Raw genomic sequence first — 18,222 nt, forward strand, 5'->3', positions numbered from 1 at the left:
ACATTTTAGCCGTTAACGTTAGGAAATCTCATGCAACCGCCATATCAATACCGACAAGATGGCCACCGCACCTAATACCACCCCCATGATGTACCATCGGAGTATGCCGCTCTGCGTACGTGCCATAACGTTATGGCAAGCTTCCGTCAGCTGTGCCGCTCCGGTATATATTTTATCGATGAGATCTTTCCGGTTGATGTTGGACAGGTACACGAACGGCCGTACGATCAGCGCGTCATAGAGCGCATCGATGTCCCAGCCACGCCGCCAGAAGCCCTGTAGCCATACCTGGCCGGGCATACTGAGGAAATCCACCATGCCCTGCGGCCTTTTCAAAACCCATACATAGGCCAGCCATATGCCCCCCAACGCCAACACCGCCGATATCAGCTGGGAAGCCCATTCCAGGGCCACGCTTTCCTGTGCCATCTGCACTGCGGGCAATACCGGCGCCAGCCAGTTGCTGAACAACGTTACATGTCCCAGCGTATGCGGCAGTTCGATAAATCCGGCTATGGTAGAAAGCACGGCGAGTATGTACAACGGCACCATCATCACGGCACCAGGTATATGATGTACTTTTGTTTTGGCTTCGCCGTAAAACACCAGAAAAAACATGCGGAAAGTATACATGCCTGTCAACAGCGCACCCAGCACGCCGGCCAGCCAGTAGGCTTTATGCCCGCCAACGGCGGCCCATGACAGCCAGATGATCTGGTCTTTGCTATAGAAGCCCGCCGTTACAAACGGAATGGCGGTCAGCGAGGCACAACCGATCAAAAATATCCAGAACACACCTGGCAGCATTTTTTTCAGTCCCCCCATTTTAAACATGTCCTGTTCGTGATGCAGCGCTACGATCACTGCACCGGCGCCCATGAACAACAATGCTTTAAAAAACGCATGCGTCACAAAGTGGAAAATGGCCGCCGACCAGGCGCCACAGCCCAGGGCGAGGAACATATACCCGATCTGGCTGATGGTAGAATACGCCAGTACCCGTTTGATGTCTGTCTGCACCAGCGCGCTGACGCCGGCCATGAGCAGCGTAACAGCACCTATAATGGCAGTAGCGGTTTGCGCGGCTGGTGATAACTCAAATACCACATGCATTCTCGCTATCAGGTACACACCGGCTGTCACCATCGTGGCAGCGTGGATCAATGCGCTCACCGGCGTAGGGCCGGCCATGGCATCAGGCAACCATGTTTGGAGTGGCAGTTGTGCGGACTTGCCCACTGCGCCGCCCAACAACAACAGGGCTATAAGCGTCACCATCGGGTCTCCTTTATCCCACAGCAGCGGCGCCTCCCGCAACAGTTGCTGTATGTTAAGCGTGCCCATATATTCAAACAACAGGAATAAAGCGATAGCCATGGCGGTATCGCCTACCCTTGTCACCAGGAATGCCTTGCGGGCCGCGTAGTTATTGGCCGGATCTTTATACCAGAAACCGATCAGCAGATAACTGCAAAGCCCCACTCCTTCCCAGCCCAGATACAACAGCAACAGGTTATCTGCCATGACCAACACCAGCATAGCCCCCACAAACAGGTTCATGCAGGCGAGAAACCGGCCATAATCTTCATCATCGTGCATATAACCGGTGGCGTATACGTGTATTAAAAATCCAACGATGGTGATCACCAGTGTAAACACCACAGACAGGGCGTCCATCCGGAAATCGATGCCTGCAGCGAAGCCAGGCACTTGTATCCATTGCCATACATGCTGTACCAACGGCTCCTTCCCGGCGCCAGCCACCGTTGCAGCCACCACCAGTGCCACTATGGCCGACAAGCCCACGCTGCCGCAACCGATAACGGTAACGGCACTACGGCTTACACGCTTCCAGCAAAGCATGAGCAGGCATGCGCCGAGAAAAGGAAAAGCAGGTATGAGTGCAGGCAACATCTGATAAAATTTTAATGGTGATAAGGATTCATTAACCATTCATCCTGCTGGCTTCATCACTGTCCAGCGTACGGAGCTGATGATACAGCTGCAGAATCAACGCCAGCCCCACTGACACCTCCGCAGCAGCCATTGCCAGGATGAACATAAACATCACCTGCCCGTCGGCCTGCCCCCAGTGCGAGGCGGCCACCACAAAAGCAAGTCCCGCGGCATTGAGCATAATCTCTACCGACAGCAGCATAAAGATGATATTGCGCCGGATCAATACGCTGATCAGTCCGAGCACAAACAGGATACCGGCCAGTAACAGGCCCGCCGTTGTTGGATGCAGGTTCATGTGTTCAGGTTATTTTCAAGAAATCGATGTAGTGTTTTCTTATGTTGCCGTCCCAGGTGATAAGCCCCTACAATACCTGCCATCAGCAGGATACCGGTCAGCTCCACCGCTATCAGATAGGGACCGAACAAAGCCATGCCAACCTGTTTGGGCGGCACCACCTGAATACCGGCTGAAGGCTGCCTGTTTTGCAGGATCAGGTATAACAGCTCAGCTAACAGCACCACACAAAATATCCCCGGCACTATCCATATCCGGGGCCGCAGCCAGGCCTTCTCATGCTCGGCAGTCTCCAGTCCCAGGTTGAGCATCATCACAAAAAATATAATAAGCACCATGATAGCCCCGGCATAAATGATAATCTCGAGCACCGCCATAAACGGCGCGCCATAGGTGTACAATACAACTGCTACCGCCAGCAGCGATACCACGAGGTATAACAAGGCGTGCATGATATTGTAACAGGTGATGACCCTTACGGTGGCCGCCACGGCTATCAGCGCAGCAACGATAAATGCGATGTCCATAACACTTCAGATTTATGGTAACAGGCTTTTGATATCTACCGGTGGTTCTTCATGCTCTGCGTCTCCTTTGTCTTTATCTTTAATAGCAAGGCCCGCCACCTTGTAATAGTTGTATCCCGGATACTTACCCTGACTGGGGATCAGCAGATCGTGCTTTTCATATACCAGGTTCTGACGGTTGTATTCAGCCATTTCAAAATCAGGCAACAGCTGGATAGCGTAGGTAGGACAAGCTTCTTCACAGAATCCGCAGAAGATGCAACGGGAGAAATTAATCCGGAAAAATTCCGGGTACCGCCGCCCGTGTTCATCTTCTGTCGCCTGTAAAGAGATACAGTCTACCGGACAGGCTGCCGCACAAAGGTAACAGCCCACGCAACGTTCTTCTCCGTCAGGGTCGCGTGTGAGCGCGATACGCCCTCTCCACCGTGCCGGCAGCGGCGCCTTCTGTTCCGGATACTGGTAGGTGTCCCGTTTGTGGAACATATGCAGAAACACCAGCCACATACTACGCAATAGACTAAACATACATTTGGGTATTTTGATATTCAGTTATTTGGATACTAACCAGAGCTTGATTGCCGCTGTCACCAGCAAATTCAGTAATGATAAGGGGAACAGCACTTTCCAGCCGTATTCCATCAGCTGGTCGTACCGCGGCCGTGGCATAGATGCCCGCAGCAGTATGAACAACGAGATGAAAGCAAACGTTTTAATGGCGAACCAGACGACAGGTGGCAGAAAGGATGGTCCCAGCCAGCCTCCGAAATACAGCGTCACCACCATGGCAGAGATAAGCGTTACGCCCAGGTACTCACCGATGAAAAACATACCGAACTTCATCCCGGAATACTCCGAGTGAAAACCAGCCACCAGCTCACTTTCAGCTTCAGGTATATCAAAAGGCAGCCGGTGGGTTTCCGCGATGCCTGCCACCATGAAGATGAGGAAGCCCAGCAACTGTGGAATGACAAACCACACGGTACGTTGCGATTCCACTATCTGTTGCAGGTTAAAACTGCCGCTGAGCACTACCACGCCCATGAGTGCCAGTCCCATGAACACTTCGTAGCTGATCATCTGCGAAGCGCCTCTCATGGCGCCCAGCAGGGCGTACTTGTTGTTGGAGGCCCAGCCGCCCAGCACGATGCTGTACACGCCCAACGATGACATGGCGAGAAAAAAGAGAATGCCGATATTCAGATCGGCCACCACAATGCCCGGCGCAAAAGGCACGATCACAAAGCTCATCAACACACTGGCCACTACCACAGCCGGGGCGAATACAAACACCACCTTGTCCGCAAACGGCGGAATCCAGTCTTCCTTAAAAAACAGTTTCAGGGTATCGGCCAGCACAATGAACAGCCCGAAAGGGCCTGCCCTGTTGGGACCGTAACGGTCTTGCCAGAGGGCCAGCATCCTGCGTTCCAGCCATATCAGTCCTGCGGCTGTGTTCAACAGTACAAAAAGTACTCCTCCTATAATCCACCAGGCGTTTATCATAGCTTTAAATTTTGACCAGTTGCGGCGCTTCCGCCACCTGCATATGTGGCAATCCTACCGGGATACCGGCGGCACCTTTTTGCAGGGTGTCGTTGATGACGACCGGCAGCGCATACTGGTGCCCGTTGTCCATGAAATAAAGCAGATGTCCGGCTGCCACCTGAAAACGGCGTGCGTCTTCACTGTGCAGCATGATGTATGGAGCAGGCATCCGTTGGGCAATTCCCGGCGTATGCACGCTCAGTTCTTCCGATCCGAAAATATGGTAGAGCGGCACCAGTAACAGGTGGCCCCCCACCGGTATGAACGGGTCGGGTATATTGGTATAAAATTTCGTTTGACCGTTTACGTTAGGCTCCAGCAGGCGCTTGCCGGGGTTGCCGCCGTGCAGGGGGCCACCGGTTTCCACCTGGTATTTGTTGACCGATTGTACCGAGTTCCACCCTGGCGCCCAGAAGAAGGGAATAACAGAAGAAGGTGGTTCGCCGCGGTATCCTTCCATGGTGAAAGACAGCGCCGTGTCTGTATCTTCCGCCGGTTTGGGTTCGCTGACGTTTATATTGGCCTGCATGGCGGTACGGCCGCTGTAACGGTGTGGTTCGCGTGGTATCTTCTGCCCCGCGATCCTGAAATCAGCCGGAGGCGTGATCGTATCAATGCCCGCAAATACCTGATAACGGGCCGCGATGGCTTTTAGCAGATCGTCGTAATGTAATAGCGAGCGGAGGTGGGTATGGCCGCAGATATCGCCTAGCTGCAACAGCCAGCGCCAGCTTTCCTGTACGGCGCCCTGAGGATTCAGCACTTGCAGGAAACGTTGGGCACGGCCTTCATTATTGACCAGCGTGCCGTCTGCTTCCGCAAAAGTGCCGGCAGGCAACACGATGTTTGCCTTTTCTGTAGTGGGGTTGTGCAGGTGGTCCAGTACAATTACTTCCTTACAATGCCCGAAGAACTGGTTGGCCGTATGCTGGTCGAGCCGGCGGTACAAATCATTTTCCAAGACCAGCACTGTCTCCGCGCTGCCGTTTAATACGGCGTCCACTGCTGATTCCAGGCGGAGGCCTCCTAGCATTTCCAGGCCCATGCTGTTACATTCGGGCACGGTGAAAGAGAGCATCGCGTCGGCGCCTTGCTGTTTCAGGGCCCAGGCCAGGTTGGCCGCAGCCCTGATCACCTGTTCACTACCGCCTCCGTAGCCGGCTATTACCAGCGGTCTCTTCGCCCCCTTGAGCGCAGCAGCGATGGTAGCAGCGGCCTGTTTCCCTTCATCAGACATACCCGTCACCTCCGGTAGGGTACCGTCCAACAGATGACTAACAGCAAAGGCTATACGCGCAATATTGTCCGGCGCGGTATGATAGGCACCGGTAGCCACTTCGTCAAGTTTGGTCTCCACTACGTTGAGGATGAAAAGCGGCCCTTTGTCTTCCTGTACGGCTTCCCGCACCGCTGCATCCTGCCACGCCGGCATGTGTATATTGCTGATCACATTTTCCACCGGCATACGGCGTACCGCCTGCCGTACAGACAGCGCCATCATAGGGGCGGTATTGGTCAGGTCTTCTCCCAATATCACCACCGCATCGGCGGCGGCAGCTTCCTGCATGGAAGCGGAACGCACAGGACCTTCTTTCAATAACTTCAGCATCAGCTGCACCAGCTCATGTTCTATCTCACCAATGCCCAGGTAAAAATTATTTTCTCCCACCAGTTCTTTCAACACGTAGTTCGATTCCACAGAAGCCCGCGGAGATCCGATGCCAATCGTTTTTCCCGGTTTCATGCGGTTCCGTACGTGTTGCAGCACGGGAAGGCCGTTGGCTTTATCATTCGGACCATGTACCACCAGCGGCTCCCGGATACGGTCTTTGCTGTTGACAAACTCATATCCGTAGCGGCCCCTGTCGCACAGGAAATAACCATTTACCGCACCGTTGTACCGGTTGGTGATCTGCCGCAGGGAACCGTAACGTTCGCCGGCAATGATGTTACAGCCCAGCCCGCAGCCCTGGCAGACAGACGGCGCTGTGGTCAGGTCCCATTTACGGGTATAATGCTGTTTGAGCGTTTTATCCGTGAACACGCCGGTAGGACAAACTTCCACCAGGTTGCCGCTGAATTCATTTTCGAGCGTACCGTCCTGCTGACGGCCAAAATAGACATGGTTATGCGCTGCAAAAACATCGAGGTCTTTGCCACCGGCAAAATCCTTATAGAAACGCACGCAGCGGTAACACTGGATGCAACGGTTCATTTCGTGGTTGATAAAAGGGCCGAGATGCTGATTGCGGTAGGTCCTTTTAGAGAAATGATAATCGCGGTAGGCATGGCCGGTCATAACGGTCATGTCCTGCAGATGGCAGGAACCGCCTTCATCGCATACAGCGCAATCATGCGGGTGGTTGGTCATCAGCCAGCCGATGACATGGCCGCGGAAAGCTACGGCCTCACTATCGTTAACGGATAAACGCATACCGTCTCTCACCGGCTCCATACAGGCCATCATCAGTTTGCCGCGGGTATCCTGTTCGTCTTTAAAAATTTTGACAGCACACTGGCGGCAGGCGCCTACCGAACCGAGGGCCGGATGCCAGCAGAAGTAAGGCAGGTTGAGGCCGAGCGACAAACATGCTTCCAGCAGGTTTTTCCCTTCTTTCACCTCATATGGAATATTATCAATGTTGATGATGGGCATACGGACATTTTTTTTCTTTGATATGTTGTTCAAAATCTTCCCTGAAATATTTCAGGGCACTCTGCAGGGGCTCCATGGCCCCGGGCGCCAGGGCGCAGAAGGTGTTGCCGGGTCCCAGCAGTTTGGTATGTCTTTCCAGCAATTCCAGGTCGGCCGGCTCACCGGTGCCGTTTTCCAGCGACCATAATATCTTCTCTGTCCAGGGCAGTCCTTCCCGGCACGGGGTACAGAAGCCGCAGGACTCCTGTGCGAAAAAGTGTTCGAGGTTATGTACAAAACCGACGGGACACGTGTGGTCGTCGAGTACCACCATCGTGCCGGTGCCCAGCCTGCTGCCTGCGGCAGCCACACCTGCAAAATCCATTTTCACGTCCAGGTGGGCATCAGTCAGAAAATCGGTGGACGCGCCACCTGGCAAGGCCCCGCGGAAGCGATAGCCGTTCCGCATACCGCCTGCATGTTCTTCCAATAGTTCGCGCATAGTAATACCCATTGGGAGCTCCCATGCACCGGGTTTATTGACCCTGCCACTGACGCCATAAATTTTCGTACCTCCGTCGGCTGTGTAACTCAGTGATTTAAACCATGCTTCGCCGTTATTGACGATATGCGAAATCCAGCTGAGGGTTTCTACGTTATTGACGATGGTCGGTTTTCCGAATAGTCCGCTTACCTGCGGAAATGGCGGCTTGGCGCGAGGGGTGGCGCGTTTGCCTTCGAGGGAGTTGAGCAGCGCGGTTTCCTCTCCGCACATATACCTGCCCACTCCGGTGTGCAGCTGCATTTCCAGGCTGAAGGCGCTGCCCAGGATGTTTTTCCCGAGATACCCTGCCGTATAGGCGTCGGCGATAGCACGGCGCATTTCACGGGCGGCGTCCTTGTAAGCCCAGCGCAGAAACACAAACGCATCCGTAGCCTGGATGGCATAAGCCGCGATGATCATGCCTTCCAGCAGCTGATGAGGATTGCCTTCCAGCAGCCAGCGGTCTTTAAAGGTGCCCGGCTCCATTTCGTCTGCGTTAGCGATCAGGTATTTGGGACCGGGCACGTTCATGGGCACAAAACTCCATTTCACACCGGTAGCGAAACCGGCGCCACCACGGCCTTTCAGGTTAGCGTCCTTGACCAGGGCGCCGACCTGCGCCGGCTCCATATCACGCAACGCTTTACGCAGGGCGGTATAACCACCCACGGCCTCGTACTCCCGGAGATGCAGGGCAGCGCCGTTTTCAGGAATATGTTGTGTGAGTGGTCTTTCCATTGTATATAAAATTGGGTTAGTGATATTTTTCCAGTATCTGTTCCAGGTCGGCCGGCTGGATATCGCGGTACAGATCGTCGTCTATCATCAGCGCCGGCGCATGATCGCAGGTACCGAGGCAGGCGTTGGGCAGCAGGGTAAACCGTTCATCGGCTGTTGTCTGCCCGTAACCGATCAGCAGTATTTCGTGTAACCGCTGCCGTAATACCGTATATCCCATCACGTAACAGCTGATGCTGTCACACAGCAATATCACATGGCGGCCCACCGGCTGGCGGAAAATGAGGTTATAGAACGTTGCCACGCTATCTACTTCAGCGGTGCTCATCTCCAGCATCGCAGCGATATCGGCCACACTTTCGTCAGACACCCAGCGGCGTTCCTGCTGTACGATCTTGAGCGCTTCAATACAGGCCGCCTTTTTAACAGGCACCTGTTGGAGCTCGTGTGTGATCTTTTCTATTTCGATAGCAGACAACATATCATTTTCGGGTTTTGATATTTTGTTATTTTGATATTTTGTTGCGTGGCCACGGTGCCGTTTATTAGTGAAATAATCAAATAGTCCAATAGTAAAATTTCATCGGTCTATATCCGCCAGCACATAATCCATTCCTCCCAATATTGACAACAGATCGGCCACAGTGTACCCTTTGCTGATGAGCGGTATCATCTGCATGTGGGGGAATGACGGCGTCCGGATACGGGTACGGTAGGAAGCGGTATTACCATCGCTGATAAGGTAATAGCTGTTCCATCCTTTAGTCGCTTCGGTACATACCATGGCTTCTCCCGACGGGATGACCGGTCCCCAGCTGACATTCAGAAAATGGTGTATGAGCGTTTCGATGTCATGCATAGTGTGTTGTTTCACCGGCGGGGTAGCCAGCGGGTGGTGCGATTTAAAATCGCCGGCAGGCATGTATTCCAGGCATTGTTGCACAATGCGGAGGCTCTGCCGCATTTCTTCCACCCGTACTACCGCGCGGTCGTAACAATCACCATTATGGGCGACCGGGATCTCGAAAGCAAAGTTTTCGTAGCCGCCATAGGGCCTTTTCTTGCGCATGTCCCATTCCAGGCCGCAGGCGCGCAGGCCGGGACCCGTAACGCCCCATTCTATGGCTTCTTCCAGTGTATAAATACCAATACCTTTGGTGCGTACTTTAAACAGGTAGTTTTTCATGACCATTTTATCATACTCCCGTAGTTTACGCGGGAAGTATTCCACAAAATTCTTAACCAGCGTGTCCCATCCTTTGGGCAGGTCCTGTGCCACGCCGCCGATGCGGAACCAATTGGGGTGCATGCGGCCGCCACAGATGGCCTCAATGATTTCAAATACACGTTCCCTGTCGGTGAACATATAGAAGACGGGCGACAACTGGCCAAGGTCCTGCGCAAACGTGCCATACCATACCAGGTGGCTGGCAATGCGGAACAGTTCGCACAGCATGATGCGGATGACCTGTGCGCGCAGCGGCACTTCAATACCGGCCAGTTTTTCCACCGCCAGCAGATAAGCCAGGTTGTTATTGACGCCGCCGAGGTAATCGACACGGTCGGTGTAAGGGATATAGGTATGCCATGACTGCCGTTCGCCCATTTTTTCGGCACCGCGGTGGTGGAAGCCGATATCCGGCACCGCATCGATGATGTTTTCCCCGTCCAGTTGCAGGATGATGCGTAACACACCGTGTGTGCCCGGGTGCTGGGGCCCGATGTTCAGGAACATAAAATCGGCATCGTCGCTATGGCGCTTCAGTCCCCATTCTTCGGGGCTGAATTGCAAGGCGTGCTGTTCACGGTCAACTTTTTCATCGAAGAGTTTAAATGGCCCCATTTCAGTGGCGCGGGCGGGGTGCTCCTTTCGGAGCGGGTGCCCCTGCCAGGTGCGGGGCATGAGAATACGTTGCAGGTGTGGGTGGCCGTTGAACCGGATACCGAACATATCGAACACTTCCCGTTCATACCAGTTGGCAGCAGGCCATAGGTGGGTGATGGTGTCCTGGGAAGGGAATTCGCCGTGGAGGCCGACTTTCAGGCGTAAGAACTGATTTCTGTCAAAGGAGAAGAGTGTATATACCAGCGTGAAATCATATGGCTTGTGGCCGTTTTGCTCTTTTTTGTACGCACGCTCATCGATGGCCGTAAGGTCATAGAGCATACGAAAGGGCATTTTGATATCGTGTTTGAGGTATTGCAGTATGGCCACAATCTTCTCCTGTGGCGTCCTGAGGGTGGGCGTCTCATCCCGTGTAGTGAGCGGCGTGATGATATCTTCGCCGAAACGGGAGCTTAATTCCGCTACAATGCTCTCTGGCATGGCGTATTAAGTTTGACTGTGAGGGACAGGATTGTTGTTGGTTCGTTCTTGCTTAGGTATTATTCATATAACCGTTACTGTTAGTAAACAATTTTATATTTCGTCAGGTGTTTTAAACTGTGTCATTTGTTGCCTGTGATCGTGTAGCCGTTCCCGCTGAGATGTTTTTTCGGGGCGTATCACGCCCTGGTCGCCGATTACCCAGCTGAGCGGCCGTTGTTCTTTGCCTACGCTGTCGCGCAGCAGGAGCAGTCCCTGCATAAAAGCGTCTGGGCGTGGCGGGCAGCCGGGCACGTACACATCTACCGGGAGGAACTTGTCCACCCCCTGCACTACGCTGTAGATATCGTACATACCGCCGGAATTGGCGCAGGAGCCCATAGATATGACCCATCGGGGCTCCATCATTTGTTCATAGAGGCGTTTGATGACAGGCGCCATTTTGATGAATACGGTACCAGCTATGATCATCACGTCTGCTTCACGGGGAGTGCCGCGGATCACCTCAGCACCGAAACGGGCGAGGTCGTATTTGGGGGTCATGGCAGTGGCCATTTCCACAAAACAACAGGACAGACCGAAGTGAAAGGGCCACATGGAATTCTGCCGTCCCCAGCCGAGGAGGCGTTCTACGCTGGAGAACAACACGCTTTGTTGCACCACGTCTTCCATGGAGGTGTTGCCAGCTATTTTACCAGCGGGGTCCCCGGCTTTTGTTAACCACCATTTCATATTATGCAGGTGTTATTGTTGAACAATGAGCACGGAGCATACGGTGTTACATCATGGCCTGTTGCTGTTGAAGCGGCGTAAAAGAATCGTTGTGTGCCTGGCTTTCTTTTTTTCGTTTCTTGTATGCGCGTAAAATTTTCCGGCCATCCGGACCGAAGTCCAGCGCACCATTCCGCCACTCATATATCAACACGGCCAGTAGGATGAGAATAAATACGGATACGCCTGCGAAGCCTACCCATCCCACTTCCTGGTAGGCGATGGCCCAGGAAATGATCATTACTGTTTCAATGTCAAAAATGACAAACAGCATGGCTATCAGGTAGAATTGAGAAGGGAAGCGAAGTCGTGCAGAGCCCGTGGACACTATACCGGATTCATATGCTTCGCCGGTAGCACGGTCTTTATGCCGTTGCCCAAGTACATAAGACAGCCCCAGTATGAGACTAACCAGTATCAATACTATGCCGCCATATGCTACAAATGGCCAAACAGGGATGGTATCATTAACAGCGCTTTGCAAGGTGTTCGCCCTCCCGAGCGATTGACTTTAAAGTTCCGTTTATTACCAATCTTTTGAGTCTGCTTTTGAAGAATTGTGTCTTTAATCAAAACCGTTTTGGGGCAGGAAGAAAATATTGTTTCGGTAGTTAGTTATCATAACGTCAGAAACCTCATAACGGTATAGGCTATATGCTAATTTGAAATTACAATTAATCCGTCAATAAAACAAAAATGTTTTCACTGCGTCATGTATGCGTGCCGGTTATATAACACTCCAGACTGGTGATGATATGGCGCTGATCGTCTATGATAAATTTCACTACGTCACCGATAGAAATAAGGCCTATCAGTCTTCCCTGCTCATCAGTAACAGGCAGGTGACGGATACGTTTGTCTGTCATCTTCACCATACAGTCTTCAATAGAGTCCTCTTCTGTAACAGTAATAGGACGCTCTGTCATAATTTCACGGATCAGTGTTTCCTTGGAAGCACGACCTTTTAAAATAACTCTGCGGGCATAATCCCGTTCAGAAAAAATCCCGAGGAATCTGTCATTTTCGTCTACTACAGTGAGCGCGCCCACATTACGGTCAACCAGCATTTGCAGGGCTTCAAAAACGGTGTTGTCCGGGCGGATAGAGTAAACCGCGTGACCCTTGCCCTGCAGGATATTACGTACTTTTCCCATGGCAAGCCTGTTTTAGAGAGTTAAGAAATATGAAAAACCTTGTTTACCTAAGTTAAGCAATTTAACCGGGAATATCAAGGGAGAATTCAAACAGCCCTGTAGGCGCCGGCTCCGGCGGGAAGGATGAAATATGCCCGCGCTCCCGGGGCTGAAGCCCCTGGGCTATGATGTTATTCAGGCTGTTTTTATGAAAAGACCCCGGACGATGGTCTGGGGTCCTATATAAATAAGCAAGATGGCATATGGTTAATACAGCGTCTCTACGCCTTTGACTATAGCGGGCTTGTCCTGGTGCAAGTCCAGCACCACGATCTCATTATTGCCTTTTTTCAGCCAGGAAGCGGGGCAATACAAACGATGCTGCGGCCCTATTTCCCAGTAACGGCCCAGGTTATGCCCGTTTACCCAGATCTGGCCTTTTTTCCATGCTGACACGTCGATATAAGTATCGCCGGTTTGCGCCAGGGCAAATGTGCCTTTGAAGAACTGCCCGGGCCTGCCGGTATTTCCGGAGGAAGCTGTCAGGCCGGCCACCTCTTTTTCTGTCAGCGGCAATCCATATACGTCCCAGTTCATCAGGGTCATGCCATTGAGTGTCACGCGTTCGGTGATGCCTTTACGGTCAATGATCGCGTCAGCGAAGTTGATACGTCCCATTCCTTCTACCAGCACTTCCAGTACAGGATTGGCCACATTTGTTTTAGGCAGCTCTATTGACTTTTCTCCCAGCCTGCGGTCTATTTTACCAACATATTGTCCGTTGAGGAACACTGTCGCGTAATCATGCAGGTCCCTGATCACCAGTTTCCCGCTTTTATGGCCGATGAGCGTTGTTTTATACAGCATAAAGCCATAATCCTGCCCATAGGCCTCAAATGGGCGTGGCTGTACGTCGTGTACCGCCTTCGGCAGATGGTCCCACAGGCTGGTGAAGGGTGTCAGGGTCACCTCCGGAAAACTGATCACGGGAACAGGCGCCGGCACAGGAGGTAATTTTTTGCCTTTGGGGAGATAGGACGCCAGTAATTGGCGTAAGGCTTCGTATTTGGGCGTAACCCTTCCCTGCTCGTTAATCGGCGCATCATAATCGTAACTGGTGACGTCCGGCTCATAGCCTTTGCCACCGGAGTTGGCGCCGGCGGTATAACCGAAGTTGGTGCCGCCGTGGACCACATACAGGTTGAAGGAACGTTTGGTGTCCATCAGGAATTTCACTTCTTTCAGGATACCTTCGGTGCCCGGCCGTTGCCAGGCTTCGCCCCAATGTGTCAGCCAGCCGGGATACGACTCACTGCTGAAAGCCGGCACGTCAGGGTTTTGTTTTTTAGCTGCTGCAAAGTCAGCTTCCGACCCGCCGGAATCCAGGCCGATAGCGGCGCCGTCAACGGTGCCGGCTTCCAGCATAAAGGCGGTAGGGCCGTCGGCGGTATAAAAAGGTATGTCAATGCCATTCTTCACCCACAGGTCTTTGAGCGTATGCAGGTAATTTTTGTCATTGCCATAACTGCCGTATTCGTTTTCTATCTGCATCATCACTACCGGGCCACCGTTGGTCACCAGCATGGGTTTCACTTCAGCAGCCAGGTTCGTTACATAACGTGTGACGGCTTCCATATAACGCGGGTCCATACACCGTACCTTGATATCAGGCGTCTGTAACAGATAAGGCGGTAATCCGCCAAACTCCCATTCGGCGCATACGTACGGACCGGGGCGCAGTATCACCCACATGCCTTCTTCCTGGGCAATGCGGATAAATTCCGCAATATTGTGATTGCCGGTACTGAAATCGAACTGCCCTTTTGTCTGCTCGTGATAGTTCCAGAACACATAAGCGGCAATGGTGTTGCAGCCCATGGCTTTGGTCATTTTAATGCGGTGACGCCAGTATTCATGCGGGATACGCGCCGGGTGCATTTCTCCGCTGATCATCTGAAAGGGTTTGCCATCCAGCAGGAACTCCGATTGGCTGAGAGCGAAAGTGTGTTTTTGTTGTGCAAAGGCGGCCTGTCCCAGGGTGCAGGACAAAGCCAGTGCGAGTATTGTCTTTTTCATTGGTTCACTGTTAAACTGTTGCAAAGTATAAAAAAAGCGAAGACCCAGGCAAATGTTTCCTGCCAGGGTCTTCGCTTTTTATACCATTATTTTTTTAGATGTTTCCTTTCTTCAGTTCACTTACGGCATGGTCACAGGCTCTTGCAGTGAGCGCCATGTAGGTGATTGACGGATTTACACAGGAAGAAGAGGTCATACATGCACCATCAGTGACGAACACGTTTTGGGCTTCATGTACCTGGTTGAAACCGTTGAGTACCGAGGTTTTCGGGTCTCTGCCCATTCTGGCGGTGCCCATTTCATGGATACAGTGGCCGGGAGGTGGCGCACCGTCGTAACCATGTACGTTTTTCAGTCCTGCTGCTTCCAGCATTTCGATGGCGCTTTGCTGCATGTCTTTGCGCATAGCTTTTTCGTTCTCCTTGAATTCACAGTCGATATCAAGGGTAGCGAGGCCGTATTTATCTTTTTTGTCTTTGTTGAGCGATACTTTATTCTCAAAGTATGGCAAGTGCTCACCCCAGGAACCGATGCCCATGCTCCATTTGCCAAGGCCTGTCTGTGCTTCTTTTAATGCTACGCCGATGCCTTCGAAGGTCTCGCCTCTTCCTCTGCCGGCGCCTCCCTGGTAACCGAACCCACGCACATAATCTTTCTGTTTCGTTTGATCGTTGACGTTACGGAAGCGGGGAATGTAGATGCCATTGGGCCTGCGGCCTGCGCCATGATACTGGTCTTCAAAACCGTCAAATTCACCGCCGGCCCCTACGCCGTAGTGGTGGTCCATCAGGTTATGGCCCAGTTGTCCGCTGGCATTGCCGAAGCCGTTAGGGAAACGGTCAGACACGGAATTGAGCATGATCCAGGCAGTGCCCAGCGTAGAAGCATTGAGGAAGATGATATTCGCGTAGTATTCTACTGTTTGCAGGGTATGCGCGTCCATTACACGAACGCCGGTCGCTTTGCCTTTGTCCTTATCGTACAGTACCTCCAGCACGATGGAATCTGGGCGCAGGGTGAGATTGCCTGTAGCGGCGGCAGCCGGCAGAGTAACGCCGTTGCTGCTGAAATAGCCGGTGAACGGACATCCGCGGGCGCACATGCTGCGGTACTGACAAGGGCCGCGGTTATTGAGGCCTTTGGTCAGGTGCGCAGCACGACCGATGGTCATGATACGATCATTATATTTCTCTTTGATACGGGCAGCCACGTGCTTTTCCAGGCAGTTCATTTCCATGGGAGGCAGGAAAACGCCATCAGGCAATTGCGGCAGTCCTTCCGCCTGGCCGCTTACCCCGATATACTTCTCTACATAAGCGTACCAGGGCGCAATGTCTTTGTAACGGATAGGCCAGTCCACACCGTGACCGTCCTTCGCGTTGGCCTCGAAGTCCAGGTCGCTCCAGCGGTACACCTGACGGCCCCACATGATGGAGCGGCCGCCTACATGGTATCCGCGCAGCCAGTTGAACGGTTTTACTTCGTTGTACGGATTTTCTTTATCATTCACCCAGAACTGCTGGGTAGCTTCGTCAAAGGCATAACAACGGCTCTGGATGGGATGGTTTTCCCGCATCTCGTTGCTGGTCTGCAGGTGGTGTTTAAACTCCCAGGGGTCCATGGTAGCGGTAGTATAGTCCTTGATATGCTCTACGTTGCGTCCCCTTTCCAGCACCAGTGTTTTAAGTCCTTTCTCTGTGAGCTCTTTGGCAGCCCAGCCGCCGCTGATACCGGAGCCAACCACGATGGCATCGTAGGTATTTTCCTTTGTCGCTTTTATATTGAGGTTCATGATATGTTGATGTGTGGTCCAGAATCAAAAATTGAAATGCAGCGAGTGACACCGCTGCATTTCAGTTTCCCTAAATTTTACTAAATCAAAAATTAAATGATCAATATGTCGATAATCAAATAATTAGATGTTGCCTTTTTTCAGTTCTTTCACGGCATAATCGGCAGCGCGTGCGGTGAGGGCCATGTACGTGAGGGACGGGTTTACGCAGGCCGCGGAGGTCATGCAGGCGCCGTCTGTTACGAACACGTTTTTCACTGCGTGCATCTGGTTGAAGCCGTTGAGCACGGAAGTTTTCGGATCGCGACCCATGCGGGCGGTACCCATTTCATGGATGGCCATGCCCGGATAAGAGCCGTTATCGTATGTTTTCACGTTTTTGAGACCGGCCGCTTCCAACATTTCGGCGGCATCGTTCATCATATCCACGCGCATTTTCTTTTCGTTCTCTTTGAATTCGGCGTCGAATTTCAACACTGGCTGGCCCCATGCGTCTTTTACGGAAGTATCGAGGGTCACCACGTTGTCTTCGTACGGAAGGCATTCGCCGAAGCCACCGAGGCCCATGCTCCATTGGCCTGGTTCGGTGAGCATTTCCTTGAAGTCTTTGCCCACGCCCATTTCAGCGATGCCACGACTCCATCCGCCACGGCCGGCGCCGCCCTGGTAACCGAAACCGCGGAGATAATCGCGTTTGTCGTTACCGATATTGCGGTAGCGGGGCACATAGATACCGTTGGCACGGCGACCGAAGAAGTATTTATCGTCATAGCCTTCAGCGGTACCGGAGGCGCCTGTACGGAAATGATGGTCCATCAGGTATTTGCCCAGTACGCCACTGTCGTTGCCCAATCCGTTAGGGAAGCGGGAAGAAGTGGAGTTGAGCATCACGAAGGTGGAGCCGAGGGTGGAACCGTTGATGAAGATGATCTTGGCGTAGTATTCCACCATTTCCTTGGTGTTTTTGTCGATCACCCTTACACCGGTTGCTTTGCCTTGTTTTTCGTCGTAGATAACGGAATTTACGATGGCGTCCGGATGGAGCGTCAGGTTACCGGTTGCCATGGCGGCAGGCAACGTAGACGACTGCGTGCTGAAGTAGGCGCCAAACGGACATCCGCGGCTGCACAGGTTACGGAACTGACAGCTTTCACGGCCGGGCAGTGGCTTGGTAATGTTTGCCACACGGCCCATGGTGATAATACGGCCTTTATATTTGCTTTCAACGGCTTTTTTCACGTCTTTTTCCACGCAGTTCATTTCCATGGCGGGCATGAACTGGCCATCAGGCAGCTGGGGCAGTCCTTCTTTCTGACCGCTGATACCGGCAAATTTCTCTACATAGTCGTACCAGGGCGCAATGTCTTTATAACGGATCGGCCAGTCAACGGCGATACCGTCTTTCAGGTTGGCTTCAAAGTCAATATCGCTCAAACGGTAGGACTGGCGGCCCCACATGATGGACTTACCACCCACGATGTCAGGACGGTACCAGTCGAAGCGTTTTACTTCGTTATATGGGCTCTGGGAGTCGTTGATCCAGTATTTTTCGTTGTGCTCACTATAAGGGTAGTCGCGGCTCAGTTTGGGATGGGTTTCGCGCTGGTCTACGGTGATGCGGCCACGATGGGTAAATTCCCATGGGTCTTTGGTCGCTGTTTCGTAGTCTTTCACGTGTTCCAGTTTCTTGCCACGGTCCAGCATCAGTACCTTCAGGCCTTTTTCTGTCAGTTCTTTGGCAGCCCAGCCACCGCTTACACCGGAGCCGATGACGATAGCGTCATAGGTGTTCTGCTCCTGTGCTTTGATATTTAAGTTCATGGAATGTCATTATGGGTTTGAAAAGAAAGATACCGGCCGGCGCGGGCCAGCCATTCC

The 18,222-nt window shown here is 52.6% G+C and carries 15 protein-coding genes; all 15 read right to left on the bottom strand.

Features of this window, described 5'->3' with window-relative positions; genetic code table 11:
* Nucleotides 1–18: 18 nt before the first annotated feature.
* The 15 genes from nuoL to HGH92_RS01270 all read right to left on the bottom strand — a co-directional run bounded on the left by nuoL (nt 19) and on the right by HGH92_RS01270 (nt 18,165).
* Nucleotides 19–1,914, bottom strand: coding sequence for an NADH-quinone oxidoreductase subunit L (gene nuoL, locus HGH92_RS01200; protein ID WP_168868947.1), 1,896 nt, complete (start codon nt 1,912–1,914; stop codon nt 19–21).
* 31 nt (nt 1,915–1,945) lie between these two features.
* Nucleotides 1,946–2,254, bottom strand: a complete 309-nt coding sequence (gene nuoK / locus HGH92_RS01205) for an NADH-quinone oxidoreductase subunit NuoK (RefSeq protein WP_078670908.1) — start codon at nt 2,252–2,254, stop codon at nt 1,946–1,948.
* Nucleotides 2,251–2,781: an NADH-quinone oxidoreductase subunit J gene (nuoJ, locus tag HGH92_RS01210; RefSeq protein WP_168868948.1), complete on the bottom strand. Its 531-nt coding sequence runs from the start codon at nt 2,779–2,781 to the stop codon at nt 2,251–2,253. Before nuoJ ends, nuoK begins: the two co-directional genes overlap by 4 nt.
* A gap of 12 nt (nt 2,782–2,793) precedes the next feature.
* Nucleotides 2,794–3,309: an NADH-quinone oxidoreductase subunit NuoI gene (nuoI, locus tag HGH92_RS01215; protein ID WP_168868949.1), complete on the bottom strand. Its 516-nt coding sequence runs from the start codon at nt 3,307–3,309 to the stop codon at nt 2,794–2,796.
* Between the two features lie 24 nt (nt 3,310–3,333).
* Nucleotides 3,334–4,287, bottom strand: a complete 954-nt coding sequence (gene nuoH, locus HGH92_RS01220; protein WP_168868950.1) for an NADH-quinone oxidoreductase subunit NuoH — start codon at nt 4,285–4,287, stop codon at nt 3,334–3,336.
* 4 nt (nt 4,288–4,291) lie between these two features.
* The gene (gene nuoG, locus HGH92_RS01225) at nt 4,292–6,985 is read right to left on the bottom strand and encodes an NADH-quinone oxidoreductase subunit NuoG (protein ID WP_168868951.1); all 2,694 of its coding nucleotides are present in this window, start codon (nt 6,983–6,985) and stop codon (nt 4,292–4,294) included.
* Nucleotides 6,966–8,246: an NADH-quinone oxidoreductase subunit NuoF gene (gene nuoF / locus HGH92_RS01230; protein WP_168868952.1), complete on the bottom strand. Its 1,281-nt coding sequence runs from the start codon at nt 8,244–8,246 to the stop codon at nt 6,966–6,968. Before nuoF ends, nuoG begins: the two co-directional genes overlap by 20 nt.
* 16 nt (nt 8,247–8,262) lie before the next feature.
* Nucleotides 8,263–8,727, bottom strand: a complete 465-nt coding sequence (gene nuoE, locus HGH92_RS01235; protein ID WP_168868953.1) for an NADH-quinone oxidoreductase subunit NuoE — start codon at nt 8,725–8,727, stop codon at nt 8,263–8,265.
* Between the two features lie 99 nt (nt 8,728–8,826).
* Nucleotides 8,827–10,572, bottom strand: a complete 1,746-nt coding sequence (nuoC, locus tag HGH92_RS01240) for an NADH-quinone oxidoreductase subunit C/D (protein ID WP_168868954.1) — start codon at nt 10,570–10,572, stop codon at nt 8,827–8,829.
* A gap of 93 nt (nt 10,573–10,665) precedes the next feature.
* A complete protein-coding gene (locus HGH92_RS01245) occupies nt 10,666–11,244 on the bottom strand; it encodes an NADH-quinone oxidoreductase subunit B (protein ID WP_281392592.1) in 579 nt (192 codons plus the stop codon).
* A gap of 106 nt (nt 11,245–11,350) precedes the next feature.
* The gene (locus tag HGH92_RS01250) at nt 11,351–11,827 is read right to left on the bottom strand and encodes an NADH-quinone oxidoreductase subunit A (RefSeq protein ID WP_211092506.1); all 477 of its coding nucleotides are present in this window, start codon (nt 11,825–11,827) and stop codon (nt 11,351–11,353) included.
* Nucleotides 11,828–12,053: 226 nt separating this feature from the next.
* Nucleotides 12,054–12,497, bottom strand: coding sequence for a CBS domain-containing protein (locus tag HGH92_RS01255; protein WP_168868956.1), 444 nt, complete (start codon nt 12,495–12,497; stop codon nt 12,054–12,056).
* Between the two features lie 246 nt (nt 12,498–12,743).
* Nucleotides 12,744–14,552: a glycoside hydrolase family 35 protein gene (locus tag HGH92_RS01260; RefSeq protein WP_168868957.1), complete on the bottom strand. Its 1,809-nt coding sequence runs from the start codon at nt 14,550–14,552 to the stop codon at nt 12,744–12,746.
* A gap of 94 nt (nt 14,553–14,646) precedes the next feature.
* Complete coding sequence (locus HGH92_RS01265; RefSeq protein ID WP_211092507.1) at nt 14,647–16,344, bottom strand: GMC oxidoreductase; 1,698 nt, start codon at nt 16,342–16,344, stop codon at nt 14,647–14,649.
* Nucleotides 16,345–16,467: 123 nt separating this feature from the next.
* Nucleotides 16,468–18,165: a GMC oxidoreductase gene (locus HGH92_RS01270; protein WP_168868958.1), complete on the bottom strand. Its 1,698-nt coding sequence runs from the start codon at nt 18,163–18,165 to the stop codon at nt 16,468–16,470.
* Between the last annotated feature and the right edge of the window lie 57 nt (nt 18,166–18,222).

It is taken from the genome of Chitinophaga varians, assembly GCF_012641275.1.
Taxonomy (GTDB): Bacteria; Bacteroidota; Bacteroidia; order Chitinophagales; family Chitinophagaceae; genus Chitinophaga; species Chitinophaga varians_A.

Bases quoted from the DNA above. Each gene is read 5' to 3' on its own strand.
- nuoL (WP_168868947.1), bottom strand. From the start codon at position 1,914: ATGTTGCCTGCACTCATACCTGCTTTTCCTTTTCTCGGCGCATGCCTG.
- nuoK (WP_078670908.1), bottom strand. From the start codon at position 2,254: ATGAACCTGCATCCAACAACGGCGGGCCTGTTACTGGCCGGTATCCTG.
- nuoJ (WP_168868948.1), bottom strand. From the start codon at position 2,781: ATGGACATCGCATTTATCGTTGCTGCGCTGATAGCCGTGGCGGCCACC.
- nuoI (WP_168868949.1), bottom strand. From the start codon at position 3,309: ATGTTTAGTCTATTGCGTAGTATGTGGCTGGTGTTTCTGCATATGTTC.
- nuoH (WP_168868950.1), bottom strand. From the start codon at position 4,287: ATGATAAACGCCTGGTGGATTATAGGAGGAGTACTTTTTGTACTGTTG.
- nuoG (WP_168868951.1), bottom strand. From the start codon at position 6,985: ATGCCCATCATCAACATTGATAATATTCCATATGAGGTGAAAGAAGGG.
- nuoF (WP_168868952.1), bottom strand. From the start codon at position 8,246: ATGGAAAGACCACTCACACAACATATTCCTGAAAACGGCGCTGCCCTG.
- nuoE (WP_168868953.1), bottom strand. From the start codon at position 8,727: ATGTTGTCTGCTATCGAAATAGAAAAGATCACACACGAGCTCCAACAG.
- nuoC (WP_168868954.1), bottom strand. From the start codon at position 10,572: ATGCCAGAGAGCATTGTAGCGGAATTAAGCTCCCGTTTCGGCGAAGAT.
- HGH92_RS01245 (WP_281392592.1), bottom strand. From the start codon at position 11,244: ATGGAAGACGTGGTGCAACAAAGCGTGTTGTTCTCCAGCGTAGAACGC.
- HGH92_RS01255 (WP_168868956.1), bottom strand. From the start codon at position 12,497: ATGGGAAAAGTACGTAATATCCTGCAGGGCAAGGGTCACGCGGTTTAC.
- HGH92_RS01260 (WP_168868957.1), bottom strand. From the start codon at position 14,552: ATGAAAAAGACAATACTCGCACTGGCTTTGTCCTGCACCCTGGGACAG.
- HGH92_RS01265 (WP_211092507.1), bottom strand. From the start codon at position 16,344: ATGAACCTCAATATAAAAGCGACAAAGGAAAATACCTACGATGCCATC.
- HGH92_RS01270 (WP_168868958.1), bottom strand. From the start codon at position 18,165: ATGAACTTAAATATCAAAGCACAGGAGCAGAACACCTATGACGCTATC.